The sequence below is a fragment of the Klebsiella sp. KE9456 genome (assembly GCF_043832615.1).
In the GTDB taxonomy this organism is placed as follows: Bacteria; Pseudomonadota; Gammaproteobacteria; order Enterobacterales; family Enterobacteriaceae; genus Klebsiella; species Klebsiella indica.
Map to the genome: position 1 here is coordinate 153,871 of NZ_JBDYQK010000012.1, position 20,410 is coordinate 174,280.

At 54.3% G+C, this 20,410-nt stretch carries 23 protein-coding genes; 17 read left to right on the forward strand and 6 right to left on the reverse strand.

Annotated features, from left to right (window positions below; all coding sequences use genetic code 11):
* Nucleotides 1-57 precede the first annotated feature (57 nt).
* Entirely contained in the window at nt 58-285 is a 228-nt protein-coding gene (gene pptA, locus ABK821_RS14320; protein ID WP_138362261.1) for a tautomerase PptA, read from the forward strand.
* A gap of 69 nt (nt 286-354) precedes the next feature.
* Here the strand turns inward: pptA and ABK821_RS14325 are convergent, their stop codons facing one another.
* The gene (locus tag ABK821_RS14325; protein WP_343178394.1) at nt 355-879 is read right to left on the reverse strand and encodes a ClbS/DfsB family four-helix bundle protein; all 525 of its coding nucleotides are present in this window, start codon (nt 877-879) and stop codon (nt 355-357) included.
* A gap of 94 nt (nt 880-973) precedes the next feature.
* Nucleotides 974-1,555, reverse strand: a complete 582-nt coding sequence (locus tag ABK821_RS14330; RefSeq protein WP_138362263.1) for a flavin reductase family protein — start codon at nt 1,553-1,555, stop codon at nt 974-976.
* Between the two features lie 211 nt (nt 1,556-1,766).
* Here ABK821_RS14330 and ABK821_RS14335 point away from each other — a divergent pair, with 211 nt between their 5' ends.
* The 4 genes from ABK821_RS14335 to nhoA all read left to right on the forward strand — a co-directional run bounded on the left by ABK821_RS14335 (nt 1,767) and on the right by nhoA (nt 6,095).
* Nucleotides 1,767-2,471, forward strand: a complete 705-nt coding sequence (locus ABK821_RS14335; protein ID WP_343178412.1) for an ABC transporter ATP-binding protein — start codon at nt 1,767-1,769, stop codon at nt 2,469-2,471.
* Entirely contained in the window at nt 2,468-3,436 is a 969-nt protein-coding gene (locus ABK821_RS14340) for an ABC transporter substrate-binding protein (RefSeq protein WP_138362265.1), read from the forward strand. The genes ABK821_RS14335 and ABK821_RS14340 overlap by 4 nt, the downstream gene beginning before the upstream one ends.
* Before the next feature lie 82 nt (nt 3,437-3,518).
* Nucleotides 3,519-5,174: an iron ABC transporter permease gene (locus ABK821_RS14345; RefSeq protein WP_343178393.1), complete on the forward strand. Its 1,656-nt coding sequence runs from the start codon at nt 3,519-3,521 to the stop codon at nt 5,172-5,174.
* 75 nt (nt 5,175-5,249) lie between these two features.
* A complete protein-coding gene (nhoA, locus tag ABK821_RS14350; protein ID WP_343178392.1) occupies nt 5,250-6,095 on the forward strand; it encodes an N-hydroxyarylamine O-acetyltransferase in 846 nt (281 codons plus the stop codon).
* 70 nt (nt 6,096-6,165) lie between these two features.
* On the opposite strand, the gene ABK821_RS14355 is transcribed toward nhoA, so the two are convergent.
* The gene (locus ABK821_RS14355) at nt 6,166-6,963 is read right to left on the reverse strand and encodes an IclR family transcriptional regulator C-terminal domain-containing protein (RefSeq protein WP_395033971.1); all 798 of its coding nucleotides are present in this window, start codon (nt 6,961-6,963) and stop codon (nt 6,166-6,168) included.
* A gap of 214 nt (nt 6,964-7,177) precedes the next feature.
* Between ABK821_RS14355 and ABK821_RS14360 the strand changes: the two genes are divergently transcribed.
* From ABK821_RS14360 to benD, 7 genes are all read left to right on the forward strand, one after another.
* The gene (locus tag ABK821_RS14360) at nt 7,178-8,344 is read left to right on the forward strand and encodes a muconate cycloisomerase family protein (protein ID WP_343178410.1); all 1,167 of its coding nucleotides are present in this window, start codon (nt 7,178-7,180) and stop codon (nt 8,342-8,344) included.
* Nucleotides 8,345-8,356: 12 nt separating this feature from the next.
* Nucleotides 8,357-8,647, forward strand: a complete 291-nt coding sequence (gene catC, locus ABK821_RS14365; RefSeq protein WP_138362270.1) for a muconolactone Delta-isomerase — start codon at nt 8,357-8,359, stop codon at nt 8,645-8,647.
* Nucleotides 8,648-8,716: 69 nt separating this feature from the next.
* Nucleotides 8,717-9,643 (forward strand): catechol 1,2-dioxygenase, encoded by a 927-nt coding sequence (gene catA / locus ABK821_RS14370; protein ID WP_138362271.1) that lies wholly within the window; start codon nt 8,717-8,719, stop codon nt 9,641-9,643.
* A 105-nt stretch (nt 9,644-9,748) separates the two neighbouring features.
* A complete protein-coding gene (locus tag ABK821_RS14375; protein ID WP_138362272.1) occupies nt 9,749-11,131 on the forward strand; it encodes a Rieske 2Fe-2S domain-containing protein in 1,383 nt (460 codons plus the stop codon).
* Nucleotides 11,131-11,616: a benzoate 1,2-dioxygenase small subunit gene (gene benB / locus ABK821_RS14380; protein WP_142501930.1), complete on the forward strand. Its 486-nt coding sequence runs from the start codon at nt 11,131-11,133 to the stop codon at nt 11,614-11,616. The genes ABK821_RS14375 and benB overlap by 1 nt, the downstream gene beginning before the upstream one ends.
* A 9-nt stretch (nt 11,617-11,625) precedes the next feature.
* Nucleotides 11,626-12,642: a benzoate 1,2-dioxygenase electron transfer component BenC gene (benC, locus tag ABK821_RS14385; RefSeq protein ID WP_343178391.1), complete on the forward strand. Its 1,017-nt coding sequence runs from the start codon at nt 11,626-11,628 to the stop codon at nt 12,640-12,642.
* A 9-nt stretch (nt 12,643-12,651) separates the two neighbouring features.
* Nucleotides 12,652-13,425, forward strand: coding sequence for a benzoate diol dehydrogenase BenD (benD, locus tag ABK821_RS14390; protein WP_142501932.1), 774 nt, complete (start codon nt 12,652-12,654; stop codon nt 13,423-13,425).
* On the opposite strand, the gene yddG is transcribed toward benD, so the two are convergent.
* Nucleotides 13,422-14,300, reverse strand: coding sequence for an aromatic amino acid DMT transporter YddG (gene yddG, locus ABK821_RS14395; RefSeq protein WP_138362276.1), 879 nt, complete (start codon nt 14,298-14,300; stop codon nt 13,422-13,424). The two genes, benD and yddG, sit on opposite strands and share 4 nt — an antisense overlap.
* 426 nt (nt 14,301-14,726) lie before the next feature.
* On the opposite strand from yddG, the gene ABK821_RS14400 reads away from it, so the two are divergent.
* Genes ABK821_RS14400 through ABK821_RS14410 form a run of 3 tightly spaced genes read left to right on the forward strand, consistent with a single transcriptional unit; the run spans nt 14,727 to nt 17,520 of the window.
* Nucleotides 14,727-15,539, forward strand: coding sequence for an ABC transporter ATP-binding protein (locus ABK821_RS14400; RefSeq protein WP_395033972.1), 813 nt, complete (start codon nt 14,727-14,729; stop codon nt 15,537-15,539).
* 20 nt (nt 15,540-15,559) lie between these two features.
* On the forward strand, nt 15,560-16,516 hold the full coding sequence (locus ABK821_RS14405; protein ID WP_138362278.1) for an ABC transporter substrate-binding protein: 957 nt from the start codon (nt 15,560-15,562) through the stop codon (nt 16,514-16,516).
* On the forward strand, nt 16,513-17,520 hold the full coding sequence (locus ABK821_RS14410; protein WP_343178389.1) for an iron ABC transporter permease: 1,008 nt from the start codon (nt 16,513-16,515) through the stop codon (nt 17,518-17,520). The genes ABK821_RS14405 and ABK821_RS14410 overlap by 4 nt, the downstream gene beginning before the upstream one ends.
* Before the next feature lie 284 nt (nt 17,521-17,804).
* Here the strand turns inward: ABK821_RS14410 and ABK821_RS14415 are convergent, their stop codons facing one another.
* Nucleotides 17,805-18,029: a YdcH family protein gene (locus ABK821_RS14415; RefSeq protein ID WP_138362280.1), complete on the reverse strand. Its 225-nt coding sequence runs from the start codon at nt 18,027-18,029 to the stop codon at nt 17,805-17,807.
* Between the two features lie 146 nt (nt 18,030-18,175).
* Here ABK821_RS14415 and ABK821_RS14420 point away from each other — a divergent pair, with 146 nt between their 5' ends.
* A complete protein-coding gene (locus ABK821_RS14420) occupies nt 18,176-19,069 on the forward strand; it encodes an oxidoreductase (protein WP_138362281.1) in 894 nt (297 codons plus the stop codon).
* 128 nt (nt 19,070-19,197) lie between these two features.
* On the opposite strand, the gene ABK821_RS14425 is transcribed toward ABK821_RS14420, so the two are convergent.
* Nucleotides 19,198-19,446 (reverse strand): hypothetical protein, encoded by a 249-nt coding sequence (locus ABK821_RS14425; RefSeq protein WP_138362282.1) that lies wholly within the window; start codon nt 19,444-19,446, stop codon nt 19,198-19,200.
* Nucleotides 19,447-19,973: 527 nt separating this feature from the next.
* Between ABK821_RS14425 and ABK821_RS14430 the strand changes: the two genes are divergently transcribed.
* On the forward strand, nt 19,974-20,300 hold the full coding sequence (locus tag ABK821_RS14430; protein WP_142501935.1) for a four-helix bundle copper-binding protein: 327 nt from the start codon (nt 19,974-19,976) through the stop codon (nt 20,298-20,300).
* Nucleotides 20,301-20,410: the final 110 nt, after the last annotated feature.

Sequence of the window (20,410 nt, forward strand, 5' to 3'; positions counted from 1 at the left end):
GAATCAAACGTTGCCTGCTATGATAGTTTTATTATTCTGATAATAAAGGAGCCTGCTATGCCGCATGTGGATATTAAATGTTTTCCCCGCGATCTGAATGATGAACAAAAAACGGCGCTGGCCGCCGAGATTACCGAGGTGTTGATTCGCCATCTGAACAGCAAAGAAAGTTCGGTGAGCGTGGCCCTGAAACAGATTGAACCGAGCGACTGGCAGCAGGTCTGGGACAGCGACATCGCCCCACAGATGGCGCAATTGATTAAGAAGCCCGGCTACAGCATGTAATCGCGGGCTTCCCGGTTATGGCGCTCAACATGGGCGTATTGTCTACCGCGTTCGTGTTAAAAACCGGCATTATTTTAAGGATACATGTTGTTCCTTTGCCCACTGACGCAATCGGGCGCAGGCGTTGGTATAAGGCGATGAGGTATTCAGTGAAATCATCCGCCCCAGCGTCCACTTGCCATACCAGGGATGCGCGTAGAGCGCGTCGTCGTTACGTGCTGCAATGTGGGCGATAATTTGCCGTTTCGCCTGATGCAGGGCGGTCAGCAGCGAAGGGTAGTCCAGCGAAGGGTAATCGAGGTAGAACTTTTGCGCCAGCAGCCCGAGCTGGTTCCATTTAAAGTCGGTCTCCGGGAAGTCGATGGGCTGTTGTGCAGCGTCGTGCGCCAGCCATTTGAGAACCAGTTCGTTCCATCCCAGCAGGTAACAAACCAGATCGCGAACGCTCATCATGGTACCTTGCGCATGGCCGGGAAGGGTCTTTTCCTCCGTTTTATCTTCAGGGATATGCGCCAGATAACCGGCTAATTTAGCAAAGTTTTTCTCAATAGCTTCCAGTAGCTGAGCCTGAGCCTGAGTCTGCGGTATGCTCATCGCGAGTTCCTTTCTGAGTTGATGATTTGGCTATACAGCCGTTCCGCGGAGAGTGCCGTGCCTCTCTCCGGGTTAACGTTTGCCCTGTTTGCGGCTACGCTTCCGGGGTATTGGCCCGCACGTGGCGGCCGCTGGCGACAAAATTCCCGGTACCGAGATGATGCAATGTATTGATTTTATCATCGTCGAACTGCCAGCGTCCGGTGACAAAGGCGCGTTCATCGGCGGCGGCGGAAACCACTTCGCCAAACAATGTGTCGTACTGCTCCATGGCCGCCGTTGACGGCAATAGCCGACACTCCATCCACGCCAGACACTTCTCTTCAATCAGCGGTAATCCCAGTTCCGGGCCCTGCACGACCGGAATGCCGTAAGCGTTAAATTTATCTTCATCACGCCCGCTGATGCTACCGACGGCATACGTCCAGCTGGCGGCCTCCACCCCAGGAACAACGATGCCGAAGGTGCCGTTGCGCTCAATAATCTCTCGCGTCCAGGCACTTTTATCCACCACAATCGCCAGTCTCGGAGGCGCAAACTCCACGGGCATCGACCACGCGGCGGCCATCACATTGCGGCGCTGGGAACGCGTGTCATAGCTGGTGATCAGAATGGTCGGACCATGGTTAAGCAGGCGGCTGGCGTACTGGAGTTCCACGTGGCGAAAACGGCTCATATGCGTTCCTTGATAAATTGGGCTGATGCCAGACAACACGTTAATCCGCAATGGAAATGTAATCAATACGTCATACAGTCGCCCTATAGTCGGCATCACAAAGTCCCAAAGAGGATAACAATATGTTAGCTCCCCTGTATTTGTCACAGGTGAGCGTGGGCCTGCGGGTGTTGACCGCGGGTAGAACATCATTTTTCCTGGGGGGAGGATGATTGTGCGCACGCTTACCACGATCAAACTTGACGGCATTTCTTTCGCCTTCGGCGCCAATACCGTTCTTAATCAGCTCGATCTGCATATCAATGCGGGCAGCATTGTCGCGTTGCTGGGGCCATCTGGTTGCGGCAAAAGCACGCTGCTGCGACTGTTAGCCGGGCTCATCGTACCGGCCAGCGGCACGATTCACTTCGGGGATCGTCTGGTGGCGAAAAGCGGCTGGGGAATGCCGCCGGAGAAGCGCGATCTCGGCATGGTTTTTCAGGATTATGCCCTGTGGCCGCATATGACGGCCGCGCAGAATGTGGCTTTTCCGCTGCGTATGCGCGGCGTTGCGCGTCACCAACGACACAAGCGAGTCGATGAGGCGCTGGCAATGGTTGGGCTGAACGGGTTTGCGGATCGGAAACCGTCCGCGCTTTCCGGCGGTCAGCAGCAGCGGATCGCTCTGGCTCGCGCCATCGTTGCGGAACCGCGTGTACTGCTGTTCGATGAGCCGCTTTCCAATCTCGACAGCGAACTGCGCGAGTCGCTGTGCGTGGAAATGAGTCGCCTGCTGCGTCAGCTTGGCATCACTGCCGTTTACGTCACCCACGATCGCCGCGAAGCTGAACTGTTAGCCGACAAGATTATTCATCTCTCTGCGGGCAGCATTGCCGCCGTCCGTACCGTTACGTCATCCTCAGGGGAACTCGCATGAAAACCGTTATCACCGTTAAGAAAGGAGTTGCGTTCGCGATTATGTTATCGGCCACCATGATATCCAGCGCCCATGCGCTCACCGTATATACCGCCGGTCCGGGCTCCCTGGCGAAAAAACTTGCCAGCGGTTATGAGAAGAAAACCGGCGTGAAGGTGAATATTTTTCAGGCCACGACCGGCAAGGTGATGGCGCGACTTGAAGCCGAACAGGCTAACCCACAGGCGGATGTGCTGATCTCCGCCTCCTGGGATACCGCAGAGGATTTGCATAACCGCGGCTGGCTGCTGCCATATGAGAGCGCCAATGCCGATAAGGTTCCGGCAAACCTGAAAAGTAGCGATTATGTTGCACAAGGTATTGCTGCGCTGGGGATCGTCTGGAATACCAAAAGCGGCACCCCGGAGCCGAAGGAGTGGCGGGATCTCACCGAACCCGCCTTCAAAGACAACGTGACGACGCCCGATCCGGCACTCTCCGGCGCCTCGCTGGATCTGCTGATCGGCTTACAGAATGGCATGGGCGAAAAGGCCTGGACACTGTTTGCCGACCTGAAGAAGAACGGCATGGTGATCAGCGGGCCAAATGCCCAGGCGGTCACGCCGGTGATGCAGGGGGCAAAAGCGGCGGTGTTCGGCGCGGTGGACTATGTCTCTTATGGCAATATCCATCAGGGGGAATCATTGAAGGTGATTTTCCCGGCCAGCGGTACGGTGACGGCCCCGCGTCCGATGATGATCCTCAAAACCACACAGCATGCTGACGATGCCAAAGCCTTTGTCGATTATGTCCTGTCGCCGGAGGGGCAGACGATGGTTGCCGACGCCTGGCTGATGCCCGCCCGTAGTGATATTCAGGCGAAACGCCCACCGCTTGATGAACTGAAAATTCTGCCAACCGTCAGCGATGGCAACAGCGAACGCCGCGCTGTGCTTGCTCGCTTTAATACGCTTTTCGCACAATAAAGTTTACGTCTTCGCTACCGAGAGCGGGATTTTTATCCGGGCCAGCGTTGCCGGAGGCGTCGCGTATTTTCAGGAATATACCGTGAAACAGAAACTGATTTCCGGCATCACGTTGACGGCGCTACTGGTGCTGGTAGCGTTACCGCTTTTCTTTATTCTTCTTCAGGCGATTTTTCCCCAGTTCAGCGCCGGTAGACTGACTGGGGCGTTGAGCGGCATATCAGCGCTGCTCGCCGACCCGCAACTGCCGACGATGCTTGGCGGTACGCTTTGGGTGGCCAGTGGCGTGGCGCTGATGAGCATGCTGATTGGCCTGCCGCTGGGCGTGCTGCGCGGATTATTCAATCTGCCACTCCCGCGTCTGTGGGATGTATTGTTTCTGATCCCGTTTCTTACGCCGCCCTATATTGCCGCGTTGTCATGGACGTTAATGCTGCAAAGCAATGGCTATCTGCAACAATTGACCGGCTGGGATCTCAACGATCTGCTTTTCAGCCGCTACGGGATCGTACTGGTGATGACCCTCAATATCTTCCCGGTGATCTATTTTGCGGTTTCCCGCAGTCTGCTGGTCAGCGGCCAACGACTGGCGATAGTGGCCAGAGTCCACGGAGCCAGCGCATGGCGGGCGTTCTGGCACATTACGTTGCCGATGCTTTCCCCCGCGCTGGCGGCGGGGATGCTGCTGGCCTTTACCCTGGCGATTGAAGAATACGGCGTTCCGGCGGCGCTTGGGTCACGGGCGGGGCTGGTGATGCTCACTGTCGGGATAGAGAAAAAACTCGCCGACTGGCCCATCGATCTGCCCGGCGCCTCGCTGCTGTCGTTATTGCTGATTGCGGTGGCGCTGCTGGCATGGTGGCTGCAAAAGCGGCTGGTTGGCGATACAGAGGTGACCAGCGTGATTGGCAAACCCGGAGAAAATAGCGGCGCGGATCTGGGCTGGCTGGTCACGCCGGCAGTGCTGCTGATGGCCTGCGTTGGCGGCCTTGCGGTCGCGCTGCCCGAGGCCTCCATGCTGCTGACCAGCCTGACGGGAACGTTATCTGGCGGTCTGCACCGTGACAACTTTACCTTTCGCCATTTCGACGCGTTGTTTGCTCAGCAGGGCGACGCGCTGTCAGCGCTGGGAACCAGTCTCTCTCTGGCGCTGGCCTCAGCATTGATCGTCGGCCTTATTGGCTTACTGGCCGCCTGGCTGGTGCAGGTACAAAAAATGAAAGGGAGCGCGATTATCGATGCATTATCACTATTGCCCGCGGCGCTGCCCGGAGTGGTGGTGGGCGTCGGACTTATTCTGCTGTGGAATCAGCCATTCTGGCCGGTTTCACCTTATAACACCGGGTTTATGTTGCTGCTTTCCTATTGTTGCCTGTTGCTGCCCTGGCCCGTGCGTTATGTCGGCAGTGCGCTGCGCCAGTTGGGCAATAATCTTGAACCTGCGGCACGGGTGCACGGCGCTTCGCCGTTGCAGGCACTGCGTTTGATCGTGCTGCCGTTGGTATTTCCGGCACTACTGGCGGCGATGTTGATGGTGTTTGCCATCGCCTCCCGCGAGCTGGTGACCTCCCTGCTGCTGGCGCCGGCCGGAACGCAAACTGTGGCGGTATTTATCTGGCGTCAGTTTGAACAGGGGTCGGTAGGGCAAGGAATGGCGATGGCCTCACTGACGCTGTTTACCGGTCTTGGGTTAATGCTCAGCGCGCTGGCATTGATGCAGCGAGGCTCCCGGGGGTAGAAGCCGTTGAACAAAAAACACGGTCGGGTGGAAAAATAAGCTATAAATATCGGACACCGATTGCTGGAGAGATTGATGAGTCCATTTTTAAGCGCGTATTTTTCCCGGCTGGGCTGGATGGCGAGGGCGGATGTGTCCATTCACACTCTGCGTGAATTGCATCTCCACCATAATTGCGCCATCCCCTTTGAGAATCTGGATGTTTTACTGCCCAGAGAGATGCATCTCGACGATCGGACGCTGGAAGAGAAACTGATTCATGCCCGACGTGGCGGCTACTGCTTTGAGCAAAACGGCCTATTCGAGAGAGCGCTGCGAGAGATGGGTTTTCATGTTCGCAGTTTGTTGGGGCGGGTGGTACTGGCCAGTCCACCGCATATGCCGCCGCGCACCCATCGCCTGCTGCTGGTGGAGGTTGACGGCGAACGCTGGATTGCCGATGTCGGTTTTGGTGGTCAGACCCTGACCGCGCCGATTAAACTGCTGGCTGATATTGAACAAGCCACGCCGCACGGCGAATATCGCCTGATTTATGAAGCGGACGAGTGGACGTTGCAGTTTTGTCATCATGGTCACTGGCAGTCGATGTACCATTTTGATTTGGGTCGCCAGTATGCGTCTGACTATGTGATGGGCAATTTCTGGTCGGCGCACTGGCCGCAATCGCACTTCCGCCACCATCTGCTGATGTGCCGCCATTTGCCGGACGGTGGCAAAATGACGTTAACCAATTTCCACTTTACCCGCTGGGACAAAAACCATGTGGTTGAGAAGATGGATTTCCCGGATGTCCCGGCGCTGTATGACGCCCTGCACAGTCACTTTGATCTCGGCGTGAATGACGCTAAATATGGTTTTAGCGAAGCAGAACTGGCGGCGGTGATGGCGGCGTTTGATACCCATCTCGAAGCGGGAAAGTAATGGCGGTGCGCATTTTGCGCGGCAATTCAGCGGACGCATGGGGAGAAACGCTGACGTTGAATTTTCCCCTTCAGAGCTGAAGAGAGAGCTCCATCGCTGCCCGTCGCAGCGGTGCAAGGGCCTTTTCTTTCAGTGCGCTGGCGTTGGTACATCCCGCCGGAACACCCACGTTAAGCGCCGCCATGACCTGACCGCTACGGGAGAGCAGCGGTACCGCCAGGGAACATAGCCCCACCTCGATTTGTCGGTCAGCGAGGGCATAGCCCTGCATGCGCACTCTGGCGATCTCTTCGCGTAATCCTGAGGCGTCGCAAAGCGTATGCGGAGTATAGCGAATCAGGTTCGCACGTGACAGCGTCACCTCAAGCTGCGCTTCCGGCAGGGCACTCAGCAGGACGCGCCCCATTGAAGTGGCCCACGCCGGTAAACGACTCCCCCGCCCAATATCCACGCTCAGCAGATTATTAACCGCCGCGCGGGCAATATACAACACGTTATCGCCATCTAAAGTGGCGGCAGAGCAGGTTTCCCCGAGGGTTTTACCAAGATTATCCAGCGTACTCTGCGCCGCTTTTGCCAGCGGCGTACCGGCAAGGTAGGCGTGGCCAACCGCCAGTACGCGCGGCAGCAGTTCATAGCTGCGTCCATCCGGGCTATGCACCATACCGAGTGCGGCGAGGGTATAAAGACAGCGACGCACCGCGGCCCGGGAGATCTGCGTTTTCTGGCTGAGCTGGGAGATGGTCAGGCGCTGACGCTGAGGGGTGAAAGCGCTCAGGACTTCAAGCCCCCGCGCCAGCGATAACATAAAATTAGGGTTGTGCTCCAGCTGACAGGCGATGAGAGCATCTGGTTTTTTTTCTCGCATATAACCCCTCTTTAATAATGGAAGACACCGCTCATGGAACATCACTATATCGCGGGTAAAAAACGTGGCGATTCCTTGTGCTGGTTTTACCACAACGATCACACTATTAACCTCGATTTAACATGTGCGTCGATAATCGCACAACATTTCGATTATCGCCGTTGACCGTCTCCATCATGCAGACCTATTGTCAAAAGCACCGTTACCCCACGTTATGTTCAGGGGCATGAAAAGTTATGTATTTTATGAGCAGGTAAACAAGATGACCGCGACCATTGAACGAATTGAACACTGGCTGGTAGATGTTCCGACGATTCGCCCGCACAAACTCTCCATGGCCACAATGGGCTGTCAGACGCTGGTGATAATCCGCATGACGCGCTCGGATGGCATTTGCGGGATTGGCGAAGCCACCACCATCGGCGGTCTGAGCTACGGCGCTGAAAGCCCGGAAGGGATCGCGTCGGCGATTAACGATTATCTGACGCCGTTGCTGAAGGGCCAGCCAGCCGATAATCTCAATGCCCTGACCGAGCGGATGAACCGCGCCATTAAAGGCAACACGTTCGCCAAATCAGCCATCGAAACCGCGGTGCTGGATGCGCAGGGTAAGGCGCTGAATATGCCGGTTTCGGCTCTGCTGGGCGGGGCGCTGACAACCACGCTACCGGTACTGTGGACGCTGGCAAGCGGCGATACAGAGAAAGATATTGCGGAAGGCGAAAGAATGCTGGCGGAAGGTCGCCATCAGGCATTTAAGTTAAAAATTGGCGCTCGCGAGCTGACGACCGATCTGCGACATACCCGGGCAATTGTTGAGGCGCTGGGCGATCGGGCCAGTATTCGCGTTGACGTCAATCAGGCATGGGATGCCACCGTGGCGGCAAAGGGGTGTCGTGAACTGGCGGCGATGGGGATAGACCTGATTGAACAGCCGGTCAGCGCCCAGGATAGCGCCGCGCTGGTGCGACTCAGTCAGCACATCGACACCGCCATGTTGGCCGATGAAGCCGTCGCGACTCACTACGACGGCTATCGGTTGGCTCAGCAAGGGTTCTGCGGAGCATATGCGCTGAAGATTGCTAAAGCAGGCGGGCCAAACAGCATACTGGCGTTAGCCAGAGTGGCGCAGGCGGCGGGGATCGGGTTGTATGGCGGTACCATGCTCGAAGGGACCGTCGGCACCGTGGCGTCGCTCCATGCCTGGTCAACACTGCCGCTTCAGTGGGGTACCGAGATGTTTGGCCCTCTGTTGCTCAAGGATGACGTGGTCAGCGTCCCGCTAACGTTTGCCGAAGGGCAGGTCGTTCTGCCGCAAACGCCGGGGCTCGGTGTTGAGCTGGATGAAGAAAAATTGCGCTTTTATAGCCGCAAAGTGTAATGGAGGATCATCATGTTATTTAAAGTCGAGATGACCGTGAATATTCCGCCGGGATTACCAGCCGATGAAATAGAGGAGATTAAACTGCGGGAAAAAAACTATTCACAGCAATTACAGCGGGAAGGCAAGTGGCGACATATCTGGCGTGTCGCCGGTCTGTACGCCAACGTCAGTATTTTTGACGTCCAGGATGTGGATGAACTGCATCAAATTTTAATGGCTTTACCATTATATTCCTTTATGCAAATTCGCGTCGAGGCGCTTTGCCGTCACCCCTCATCAATTCGCCAGGACGATCGCTAAAATAAACACTATCTGACCTCGTGCCAGGGAAACCTGGCGCATACCCTACAATTAAAAGTGAGCATGATTATGAATAATATATTTGTCCAACAAGACGCCGTGCAAAAATTATTACGTGACAGTGCGGGTTTAAATACCACTGGCGGCGATGAGCGTTTTAAATCCATTATTCACCAACTGCTGGAAAATATTTGTACGCTGATTGATGAGTATAACGTGACAGAGGAAGAGTTCTGGCACGCGGTAAATTATCTGCATGAATTAGGTGGCCGCCAGGAAGCGGCACTGCTGGCCGCGGGTCTTGGCCTGGAGCACTTCCTCGATCTGCGTCAGGATGCCATTGATGCCGCAGCGCAGCGTGAAGCCGGGACGCCACGGACGATTGAAGGGCCCCTGTATGTAGCTAACGCGCCGCTGGCGGAGGGATATACTCGCATGGATGATGGCAAAGATGCCGGGGAAGTGATGTGGCTGTACGGTCAGGTGAAAGATACCCAGGGCCAGCCGGTCGCCAATGCCATTGTCGATATCTGGCACGCCAATACCCTCGGCAACTATTCTTTCTTCGATCAAAGCCAGAGCGAATACAACCTGCGACGCCGTATTCGTACCACGGCTGATGGTCGTTATAGCGTACGTAGCATCCTGCCATCCGGCTATGGCTGCCCGCCGGATGGGCCGACCCAAACGTTGCTGGATCGGTTAGGTCGCCACGGTAATCGTCCGGCGCATATCCACTTCTTCGTTTCCGCGCCGGGCTATAAGCATCTGACCAGTCAGATAAATCTCAATGGCGATAAATACCTGTGGGATGACTTCGCTTTCGCCACCCGTGATGGTCTGATTGCCGATCCGGTTAAGGTGACTGATCGTGCGCTTATTCAGCAACGCGGACTGGAGGGGGAACATACCGAAGTACGCTTTGATTTTACCCTGTGCAAAGCGCTTAGCCCCGATGAAGAGCGGCGCGGAACGCGCCAGCGTGCGCAAGAGTAAGGCGCGGCGCTAATTATTTTCTCCGATCCTGTCGCGATCGGAGAAATTCCTGAAATTACCGGTTCACAACAGTTTTATTCCTGGATTACGCAGGAGGATTCGCTCATGAAAAATTTCTTCACAACATTAAAAGATAAAATCAGCAATGCACTAATGGTTGACCGTGAAAAGCATATATATCGTTGCCATCGTTCAATATTTACCGATCGGCAGTTATTTGATCTGGAAATGAAGTATATTTTCGAAGGGAATTGGGTATTTCTCGCCCATGAGAGTCAAATTGCAGAGCCGGGTGATTATTATACCCTGACGCTTGGCCGTCAGCCGGTTATTATCACCCGCGACAAAAAACATCAACTTCATGCATTAATTAATAGCTGCGCCCATCGCGGAGCGATGTTATGTCGACGCAAAACCGGTAATAAAAACTCATTTACCTGCCCGTTCCACGGCTGGACATTCAGCAATAATGGCAAACTATTAAAAGCCAAAGATGAAAGCACCGGCGGCTATCCGAATACCTTCAAACATGAAGGTTCCCACGATTTAAAGCAACTGCCGCGGTTTCAATCCTATCGTGGATTCCTGTTCGGCAGCCTGAATGCAGAAGTACAGCCGCTCGAAGAGTACCTTGGCGAAACGTGCAAGATTATCGACCTCATTGTCGATCAGGCAGCGGAAGGGCTGGAGGTACTTAACGGGTCGTCCAGCTATATCTATGAGGGCAACTGGAAACTGGGGGCCGAAAACGGTGCTGATGGCTATCACGTGAGCGTGGTGCACTGGAACTACGCCTCAACCATGTCGCGCCGTAACTACGCCGCGGAAGGAACGCATGCCGTTGATGCTAACGGTTGGTCGAAGAGCGTCGGCGGCGGTTACGGTTTTGATAACGGTCATATGTTGCTGTGGACCCGGCTGCTGAATCCGGAAGTCCGTCCGATCTATCCGCAGCGCGACCGTTTGCAGGCTGAATTCGGTGAGTCCCGCGCCGACCAGATGGTCAACGAAACGCGCAATTTATGCCTCTATCCCAACGTTTATCTGATGGATCAATTCTCGACGCAGATACGCGTGATCCGCCCGATCGCAGTGGATAAAACCGAGGTAACTATCTGGTGCTTTGCGCCGAAAGGCGAGTCAGACCAGGCACGGGCGCTGCGTATCCGTCAGTATGAAGACTTTTTTAACGTCAGCGGCATGGGAACGCCGGATGATCTTGAAGAGTTCAGCGCCTGCCAGCGCGGCTACCTTGGTGAAAACCTGGCGTGGAGCGACCTCAGTCGCGGCGCACTGCACTGGGTCGACGGGCCGGACGACCATGCGCGGCAGGCGGGATTCAGTCCGCTGCTCAGCGGCGTAAAATCGGAAGATGAGGCGCTGTATATCGCGCACCACCATCACTGGCAAAACGTGATGCTCAGGGCGGTGGAAAAGGAGCAACAGCGTTACGAGCAGTCGATCACTCAACGCGTGGAGGTGGCCTGATGTTGACGATCGAACAGGTTCGCCAGTTTCTTTATTACGAAGCCCGACTGCTGGATGACCGGCAGTGGGATGAATGGCTGAATTGCTACAGTCCCAGGGTCGTGTACTGGATGCCCGCCTGGGGCGATGACGACAAGCTGACTGACGATCCGCAGCGCGAAATTTCGTTGATTTATTACCCCAGCCGCGAGGGGCTTGAAGATCGGGTTTACCGGATTAAAACCGAGCGTTCCGGAGCCAGTACTCCCGAGCCGCGCACCACCCATATGATCAGCAACATTGAACTGCTTGGCCACAGCGGGCAGGGCGTTGAGGTGCGCTACAACTGGGTAACCTATTGTCACCGATACCAGCATACCGATGCGTGGTTTGGTTCCACCTGGTGCACGCTGGCTGAAAGCGACGGCAAACCGTTAATTACCCGTAAAACCGTGCGTCTGAATAACGATTACATTCGTCAGGTGATTGATGTTTACCATATTTAAGAGGTGCCTATGACCTTCAATATAGCGCTCAATTTTGAGGACGGTATTACCCGTTTTATTCAGTGTCACGCGGGAGAGAAAGTACTGGACGCCGCCTATCGCCAGAAGGTGAATCTGCCGATGGATTGTTCGGATGGCGTTTGCGGCACCTGTAAATGCCATTGTGTCAGCGGTGAATATGGCATGGGTGAGGATTACCTTGAAGACGCGCTCAGTGCGGAGGAGGCGGCGGCGCGTCAGGTTCTGACTTGTCAGATGGTGCCGACCAGTGATTGCGTCATTGATGTTCCGGTGGCGGCGGCACAGTGCAAAACCATGCTGACCACCGTTGGCGCTGAAGTCCGGCAGATTCGTTTACTCTCTGATACGACAATTGAGCTGGTGGTTAAACTGGACGAAGCCCTGGCTTTTCTGCCCGGACAGTACGTTCATATTCAGGTTCCGGAGACCTCGCAGGTTCGCACCTATTCATTCAGCTCACGCCCGGGCGAAGTGGAAGGCCGCTTTCTGATCCGCAACGTGCCAGGCGGGCTTATGAGCCAGTGGCTGACGCAGCGCGCGCGCCCTGGCGATCGTCTGACCCTGAGCGGCCCGATGGGCAGTTTTTATTTGCGCGGCGGCGATCGTCCGCTGCTTATGCTGGCGGGCGGAACCGGCTTAGCTCCACTGTTATCAATGCTGCAAACGCTGGTTGCGCAGGGAAGCACCCGGCCTGTGACGTTGCTGTATGGCGTGAATCGTGATTGCGACCTGGTGAAAACCGACGTTCTGGAGGCCTGTATCGGCCAGCTACCAGGCTGTCGCTGGCTGCCCGTGGTTGCCGACGCGCAGAGCGCATGTCCACGGCGTGGTTTTGTCACTGCGCATCTTGATGATGCCATGCTTAATAATGGCGACGTCGATATCTATCTGTGCGGGCCGCCGCCGATGGTCAATGCGATATCTACGGCGTTGTGCGAGCGGGGGATCGCGCCTCGCGGGTTCTGGTATGAAAGGTTTATCGCCAGTCAGCGTGTCGTGGCATAAGGAGTAAATATGCGATTTATCGATAAAGTCGTGGCTATCACGGGCGCTGCGCAGGGTATTGGCCGACAGACGGCAGAGCAGGCAGCCCGCGAAGGGGCCCGTTTGTTGTTAATTGATCGTTCAAGCCATGTGCATGCGCTGGCGACGGCACTGACAGATTCCGGCAGCGAAGTACTGGCGCTGGAAGCCGATCTTGAGCAATGGGAAAGCACCGAGCGGGTGTTTGCGGAAGGCGTGGCCCATTTTGGCCGCCTTGATGTGTTGATTAACAACGTCGGCGGCACAATCTGGGCACGGCCATTCGTCGAATATCAGCCCGCGCAGATTGAAAAAGAGATTCGCCGTTCACTGTTTCCTGCGCTGTGGGGCTGTCGTGCCGCGCTGCCGTGGATGCTGGCGCAGCATAAGGGCTGTATCGTCAATATCTCGTCGGTGGCGACGGCAGGCGTGAACCGGATACCCTATTCAGCCGCAAAAGGCGGCGTCAACGCGTTGACCCGTTGCCTTGCGCTTGAATATAGCGAGAGCGGCATCCGTATCAACGCCGTAGCGCCGGGGGGAACCGAAGCGCCCGCGCGTCTGACGCCGCGTAATGATGAGCAGCCATCGGTGCAGGAGCAGCAGTGGTATCAACAGGTCGTGACGCAAACGGTGGCCAGCAGTCTGATGCACCGCTATGGCACCCTGGTGGAACAGGCCAATGCTATTTTGTTTCTCGCCAGCGATGAAGCCAGCTATATCACCGGGGTCACGTTGCCGGTAGCCGGGGGCGACCTCGGTTAGCGCCGGGTCGCCTGCCAACAGAGCAGGGAGCCGATACACACCATCCCGGCGCCCTGCCAGAATGACCACGAAAGCGCGGCGCTCAATAAAACCGCCGCCAGCGCGGAAGAGAGCACCGGGGTAAAATAAGAGACGGCAGCCAGCAGGCTGACGTTGCCATACAGGATCCCAACGTTCCACGCGGCGTACCCGAATCCCAGGGCAACCGACACGGCGATCAGTTTGATCATCACCGGCCAGCTAAAAACCATCGGCGGCTGCTGGCTGAAGAGGAATTTTAACCATAAAGTCAGGGCAGTGAGCAGAACAAACAGGGTAATCGCGTTTTTGCCTTTGGCGTATTTAGCGGTAACCGTACAGTAAGCAGCCCAGATAAAAGCGCCGACAAAAGCCAGGATATAGCTCAACGGACTGGAGAACACATTGCTGATTATTTCATGGGTATTCAGGCCGTGCTCGCCGCCTAATACCCATGCGACGCCAAATAAAGCCAGTAATAAACCCGGAATGGTCAGCCAACTGCTTTTTTGCCCGTTAAATAGAATGGCGAACAGCACCGTCAGGCTTGGCCACAGATAATTCACCATTCCCACTTCTATTGCCTGTTGACGGGTCGCGGCGAATCCCAGCGAGAGCGCCAGGCAAATTTCATAGCTGACGAACAGCAGGCTGCCCGTCAGCAAATAGGGTCGGGGGATCTGGCGTATTTGCGGGAACCCGACGGTAAAAATCAGCAAAACAGCGCTCAGGGTGTAGATCATCGCCGCGCCGCCCACCGGGCCCATTCCTTCGCTGACGCCACGGATCAGCCCGACCATCGAACTCCACAGGATGATAGCGGCGAATCCAATCAGTGTGGCTCTTTTCTTCTCCATAATTAACCCGATACGGTTCAAATGCAGTCGGTTTTTATAACACTTTTCTTGCCTGCAGGGGATATTTCCCGGCTGCTGAAGGTGCTGGCTACGCTCACGGAGCGTATTGAGGAGATGAATTTGAGGCAAAGAAATCAGGCGTTTTCTACGAGGCGCGCTGAGTGGGTGTGACGGGTGCAGGGGGCATGGCCATTAATATGCCTTGTCATTCTTCATGAAGGCGATCACCCGCTGACGCATCCGGGGATCGGTTGTGTTAAATCTCCGCCGAATGTTATATTATAACATATCAAATAAAACAGTGTAAAATGTGTGCCTTTTGCCTTTCTTTTGAAATGATAGTGATTATCATATTTTCGGTATGCGGCAGAAAGATGAGAAAAAAAGGGGCGTTGCAGCCCGTCTGAAAGAGGCGAAAGTCTGCGAATGGAGGTAAGTTTGACAACGTGTTGTACGTCCATTGAACCGGTTCTCAGCGTCAATATTGCTTCATTGCTGCGTCCTGGCGGCGGCGAACTGCTCGCCGATATTCATTTTAATGCCGCCGAGGGAGAGTGTCTGGCGGTGATTGGGCCCAATGGCAGCGGTAAAACCTCGTTATTGCGGGCGATCGATCAGGAACTGACCTCGCTGGATGGCGATATTCGCTTGTTCGGTCGTTCCGTTTGCACCTTGACGCGGCAGCAACGCGCGCAGCAGATTGCGGTACTCGCACAGAACGACACCCCCGATATGCGGCTAGCGCTCGAAGACTATGTCGCCCTCGGGCGTATTCCCCATGCGAGAGAGGTGTCGCGCCACGAACATGAAGCCATTGTCACCCGGGCGATTAATGATACGGGATTGCAAAAATTGCGCAAACGTTCGCTCGCTGCGTTATCCGGCGGTGAGCGGCAGCGGGCCGCCCTGGCGCGAGTGCTGGCCCAGTCGCCAAAACTGGTATTACTGGATGAACCTACAAACCATCTTGATCCCCATGGCCGGGTTGAACTGCTTTCATTAGTGAAACGTCAGGGCATTACGGTTGTGGCGGTATTGCACGATCTTTCGCTGATTGAGTCCTTTGCCGATCGCGTTTTGCTTTTATCGCATGGGCGTGCTGTGACCTGGGATGTACCGGAACGGGTGCTTGTCTCCGAGTGGCTTTATCCAGTCTTTGGATTGACCAGTTTTACTGTACCGCATCCCGGGACGGGGAAAGCGGTGCGGATTTTTGAGGTTCCAGGTTATGCGCAATAACGATATGAGGGTAAATAATAATGAATAAATGGTTTGCAGGCATGGTGGCTGTTCTGGCCGTTTCAGCGGTGAATGCGGCTGAGTATCCCGTTACCATTGAAAGCTGCGGGACGCCAGTCACGTTCACCCAGGCGCCGAAAAGGGCGGTGATTCACGACCTTAACATGTCGGAAATGGCTTTTGCACTCGGGTTACAGGATCGTATCGTGGGATTAACCGGTATCACGGGCTGGTACAAAATGACGCCGGAATTTAAAAAGGAGATGGGGTCGATCCCTGAGCTGGCGCCGAAATATCCCTCGCTTGAAACACTGCTGGCAGCGAATCCTGATTTCTTTTTCGCGGGCTGGAATTACGGGATGAAAGTTGGGGGAGAAGTCACGCCTTCCGTACTTGCAAAATATGGTATCAAGACGTTTGTTTTGAGCGAAAGTTGCGTGTTTACCACGGATAAGAAACATAAAGCGACAATGAACCTGTTGTATAACGATGAGCTGACGCTGGGCAAGATTTTCGGCAAGCAGCATGAAGCCCAGGCGCTGGTCGATAGCTGGAAAAAAGCGTTGAATGCGCTGCCTAAGCCGCCGAAAGGCGTTAAACCCCTGAAAGTGTTCGTCTACGATTCCGGTGAAGATAAACCCTTTACCAGCGGTCGATACGCCATGCCGACAGCCATTATTGAAGCGGCTGGAGGGAAAAACGTGATGGACAATCTGGACATCAGTTGGGGAACCACTTCCTGGGAAAGCGTCGCAACGGCGGAGCCTGACTTTATTATTCTTCTCGATTACCAGACCGGCAGCGGTGCGGATGCGTTGCGCCGTTTCCTCGAAAATCACCCCTTAATGAAAGAGACGCCGGCAGTGAAGCATCATCGTTATCTGAAGCTACAATACGCGGAATTAACGCCGGGTCCGGCCAATATTAACGCAGTCGAAAAACTGGCTCACGCCATGTATCCGACAACAACCCAATGAGTTGTACTAAATATCGCTATTACTGGGCAATATGGGGCGCGTTGCCCGTGTTAGCCGGATTGATGCTGCTCAGCGTTGCCAAAGGCAGCGTGCCGTTATCGTTAGTGCAGGTGTTGGGGGTCTTGAGGCTTGTTGATGTGCCGGTGCCGGAGATGGTCAGCCGTATCGTTATTGATTTGCGCGTGCCCAGAACGCTACTGTCAGTACTGGCCGGAGCGATACTGGCCATCGTCGGTGGGCTTTTGCAGACAACAACGCGAAACGATCTGGCCGATCCGTTTTTATTCGGGCTTTCCTCCGGTGCATCCGCGGGGGCTGTACTGGTGATGACCCGCTTCGGTGAACGACTCGGGGCGTTGACGCTACCGGCTTCGGTATTTGTCGGCGGTATCTGCTCGGCGGTGGCGGTGATGCTGCTGTTTCATTTTAAGAAGCAGCGCAGTGCCGAACATTTAGTTATTTGCGGGCTGGCAATCTCCTTTTTATTTGGCGCGCTGACCAGCTATCTGATTTTTTCCGGCGACCAGCGGGCTGCCAGCTCGGTGTTGTTCTGGTCGCTGGGAGGGCTCGGTCTGGCGCGTTGGGATAATTTACCCTATGCCGTGTTGAGTCTGCTATTTCTCTGCACGTTCATATTATTACGCTGGCGTTCGCTGGATGGTTTACTGGCCGGTGAACAGACGGCGCAGTCATTGGGCATTAACGTTGGTCGTCTGCGGATGGAGGTTTTTTTCTGCTGCGCGCTGGCAACCTCGCTTCTGGTGGCTTTAACCGGGGTGATTGGCTTTGTCGGACTGATGATTCCGCATATGTGCCGGTACTTTTCCGGCGTTAAGCATCTGCTGTTACTTCCGCTATGCGGCCTGTGGGGCGCGGTGCTTTTGTGCGGTGGTGATATTGTCAGCAGAACATTGCTGGCTCCGCAGGAACTGCCTATCGGCATCATTACGGCGGCAATCGGCGGTTTGTTTATTATTATTCTGCTTGCCAGAAACCGGACGTAAACCTATCTCCTGGCATTGTTAATAGCAAGAGAACATCGGGTTATGAAGGGGTAAAAAGGCCGCCGTCTGGCGGCCTTCAGATTGCTGACAAAGTGCGTTTTTCCGGAATTGCCCGGCGGCGCTTCGCTTGCGCGGGCCTACGAAAAACCCATAACATGATGATATTATTGGTTTTACATGCCAGGTAAGGCGATAGCCGCCACCCGGCAGAAATGCGAGCACAATATCTAAATCAGGTTTGTCATCAGCCTCAAGGCCGCCGTCTGGCGGCCTTAAACAACGAGTCAGCCCTGATTCTGGCTCTCTTGCTGAAGGATTTTGAGCATTTCATCTTTCAACAACAGTTTTTCTTTCTTCATATGTACGAGTTCGAGACTATATCCTTTGCCATCGACGCCTTCTATACGGGAAATGTCGTGGTCGAGTGCGTTATGCTTTGCGAAGAGTGACTGAAAGCGTGGGTGCGTGGTTTTCAATCGAGAAATCAACTCTCTGTATTCTGGAAACATGTACCTTCCTTGTGTATGGAGAAAAGTGTGTACGCAGACACACACGGTTAGGTTACCGATATGAATAAAATAGTAATGCGAACACAGTCGCGTTTATGTTATCTATCAATGAAATTTCAGGAACCGTAAGCGATCCGGAGGCGTAGATGACAGTTGAGAAACCCACCATTGCACTGATTGGTCCTGGCGCAATCGGCACCACCATCGCAGCGGCGCTGCACGAGGTTGGCCGTACGCCACTGGTTTGCGGACGCCGAGCGTACCCGCAGCTGTCGCTGCGTTTCGATGGCGGAAAGATTGTCGTGCCTGGTCCGGTTGTGACTGATCCTGCATCCGTCACGGCACCTTACGATCTGGTTTTCGTGGCGGTAAAGGCGACGCAAATTGCGGCCATTGCCGCGTGGTTAAAAGCGCTGTGTAACGAGAAAACTGTCGTTTGCGTTCTACAGAACGGCGTTGAACAAAAAGCGCTATTCGCGCCTTATGCGCCGGAAGCAAACGTGTTGCCTTCGGTCGTCTGGTTCCCGGCACAACGTGAGCCTGAAGCTTCAGTCTGGCTGCGCGCGAAAGCGCGCCTGACGCTACCCGACGGTCAGGGGGCCGAGTTGGTGCAGCGCGTGCTTCAGGGCACCCGCTGCGAAGTGGATATTCGCGCCGATTTTACCTCTGTCGCATGGCGTAAATTGTTGCAAAATGCAGTCGCGGGTCTGATGGTGCTGTCCGGGAGGCGGGCAGGGATGTTTGCGCGCGAAGATATCACCGCGCTTGCTTTAGCATATCTTCAGGAGTGTCTGACGGTTGCGCGTGCCGCCGGGGCCAGCCTGGAGGATAGCGTTCCGCAGGAGATTATCGCCGGTTTCCATCGCGCGCCCCCGGATTTAAGCACCTCCATACTTACGGATCGTGAGGCGGGAATGCCGCTTGAATGGGATATTCGCAACGGGGTCATTCAGCGATATGGCCTGGAGTACGAGATTCCAACACCGTTGAGCGATGTGATTGTGCCACTGCTGGCCGCCGCCAGTGAAGGGCCCGGCTGACACAGCGCCGGGCAGGGCGCAACGTTACCGCTGAATTTATCGGCAGCAATAGCGCGTGTTTGGTATCAGAGTTCCGGGCCGCGATGATAATAATATTTAACCCGTCGATGTTATCTTTTCTGCGGTATTCAGATGAATTCAGCCAGACGGTCGACGACCACGTTACCATTATTATCAAATTGCGTGATGCGGTAATTCACACAATATGAACGGCGGGTGGTAAATTGATTCAATAACGCCACTCGCCCTTTTTTATCGCCGTTTTTATTAACAATAATCCATTCAGTGACATCCGGTGAATTAACCTTATCACTGCCGGCGCATTGTTGTTCAACCAGACGATCTTCTTTTTCTACCACCAAAAAGTCACGCAACATTTTCTTATCTCCGCTCATCAATATTTTTAACAATACTCCTTTTATCGATTAATTCAATTAAACATTTTAATTGATAAAGTCAATTATTAGCATGGTTTTGTTTAGTAAGTATGAGGATTATTGTATTGTTTTATAACAAAAAATATGCATTTTTCGCCGTTCGGAATTGTTTTTCCATCAGTGACGGCATTCATGTCGATTTGGTGTATGTGACAATGTCACATAATTTACAAAAATAACCACAGTAGTGATAATGTTAAAAAGAAGAGGGACAGGTCGACAGGCAAAAATCGCTGAACAGTATTTTCCTTTTCATCCCGCGATTACATGCTGGCGAGGTTGTTGCGATCGCTTTTCACCTTTGAGTTTGCTGGAATTTGAAATCTGCGCCGTGTACTTAATTTTCACTTAGCCTGTCAGTGAACCAGGATGACGTTGTAAAAATCAATCAGTCCCGCTTGGCTATGCTCGATATTTTGTTCCAGGATTGTTATTCACTATTAACTTTCAGGAAAAGGAAGGTATTTATGTCAGAAGCATATCATTCTTGTATTGAATCATGTTATCTCTGCGCCGCAACCTGTGATTACTGTGCAACATCGTGCCTGAAAGAGGCGGATGTTGGAATGATGCGTGAATGTATCCGTCTGGATGCGCAGTGCGCGGCCATCTGTCGTCTGGCTGCTCAGTTCATGTCCCTTGAGAGTGAATTTTGTGGCGCACTCTGTCAACTCTGTGCCGAAATCTGTCAGAAATGCGGAGATGAATGTTCAAAACATAATCATGAACATTGTAAAAAGTGTGCTGACACCTGTCATCGGTGTGCAGAAGAGTGTCGAAAAATGTCCGCCTGATAAGCGCCTGACCAGAAGCAAACCCCGCTCACCGTTTTTCGCCAGGGAGGGAGAAAAAATTCCTCAGACTCGTCAGACACATAAGAAAACCGGGCAGGGAGGCCTGGCCG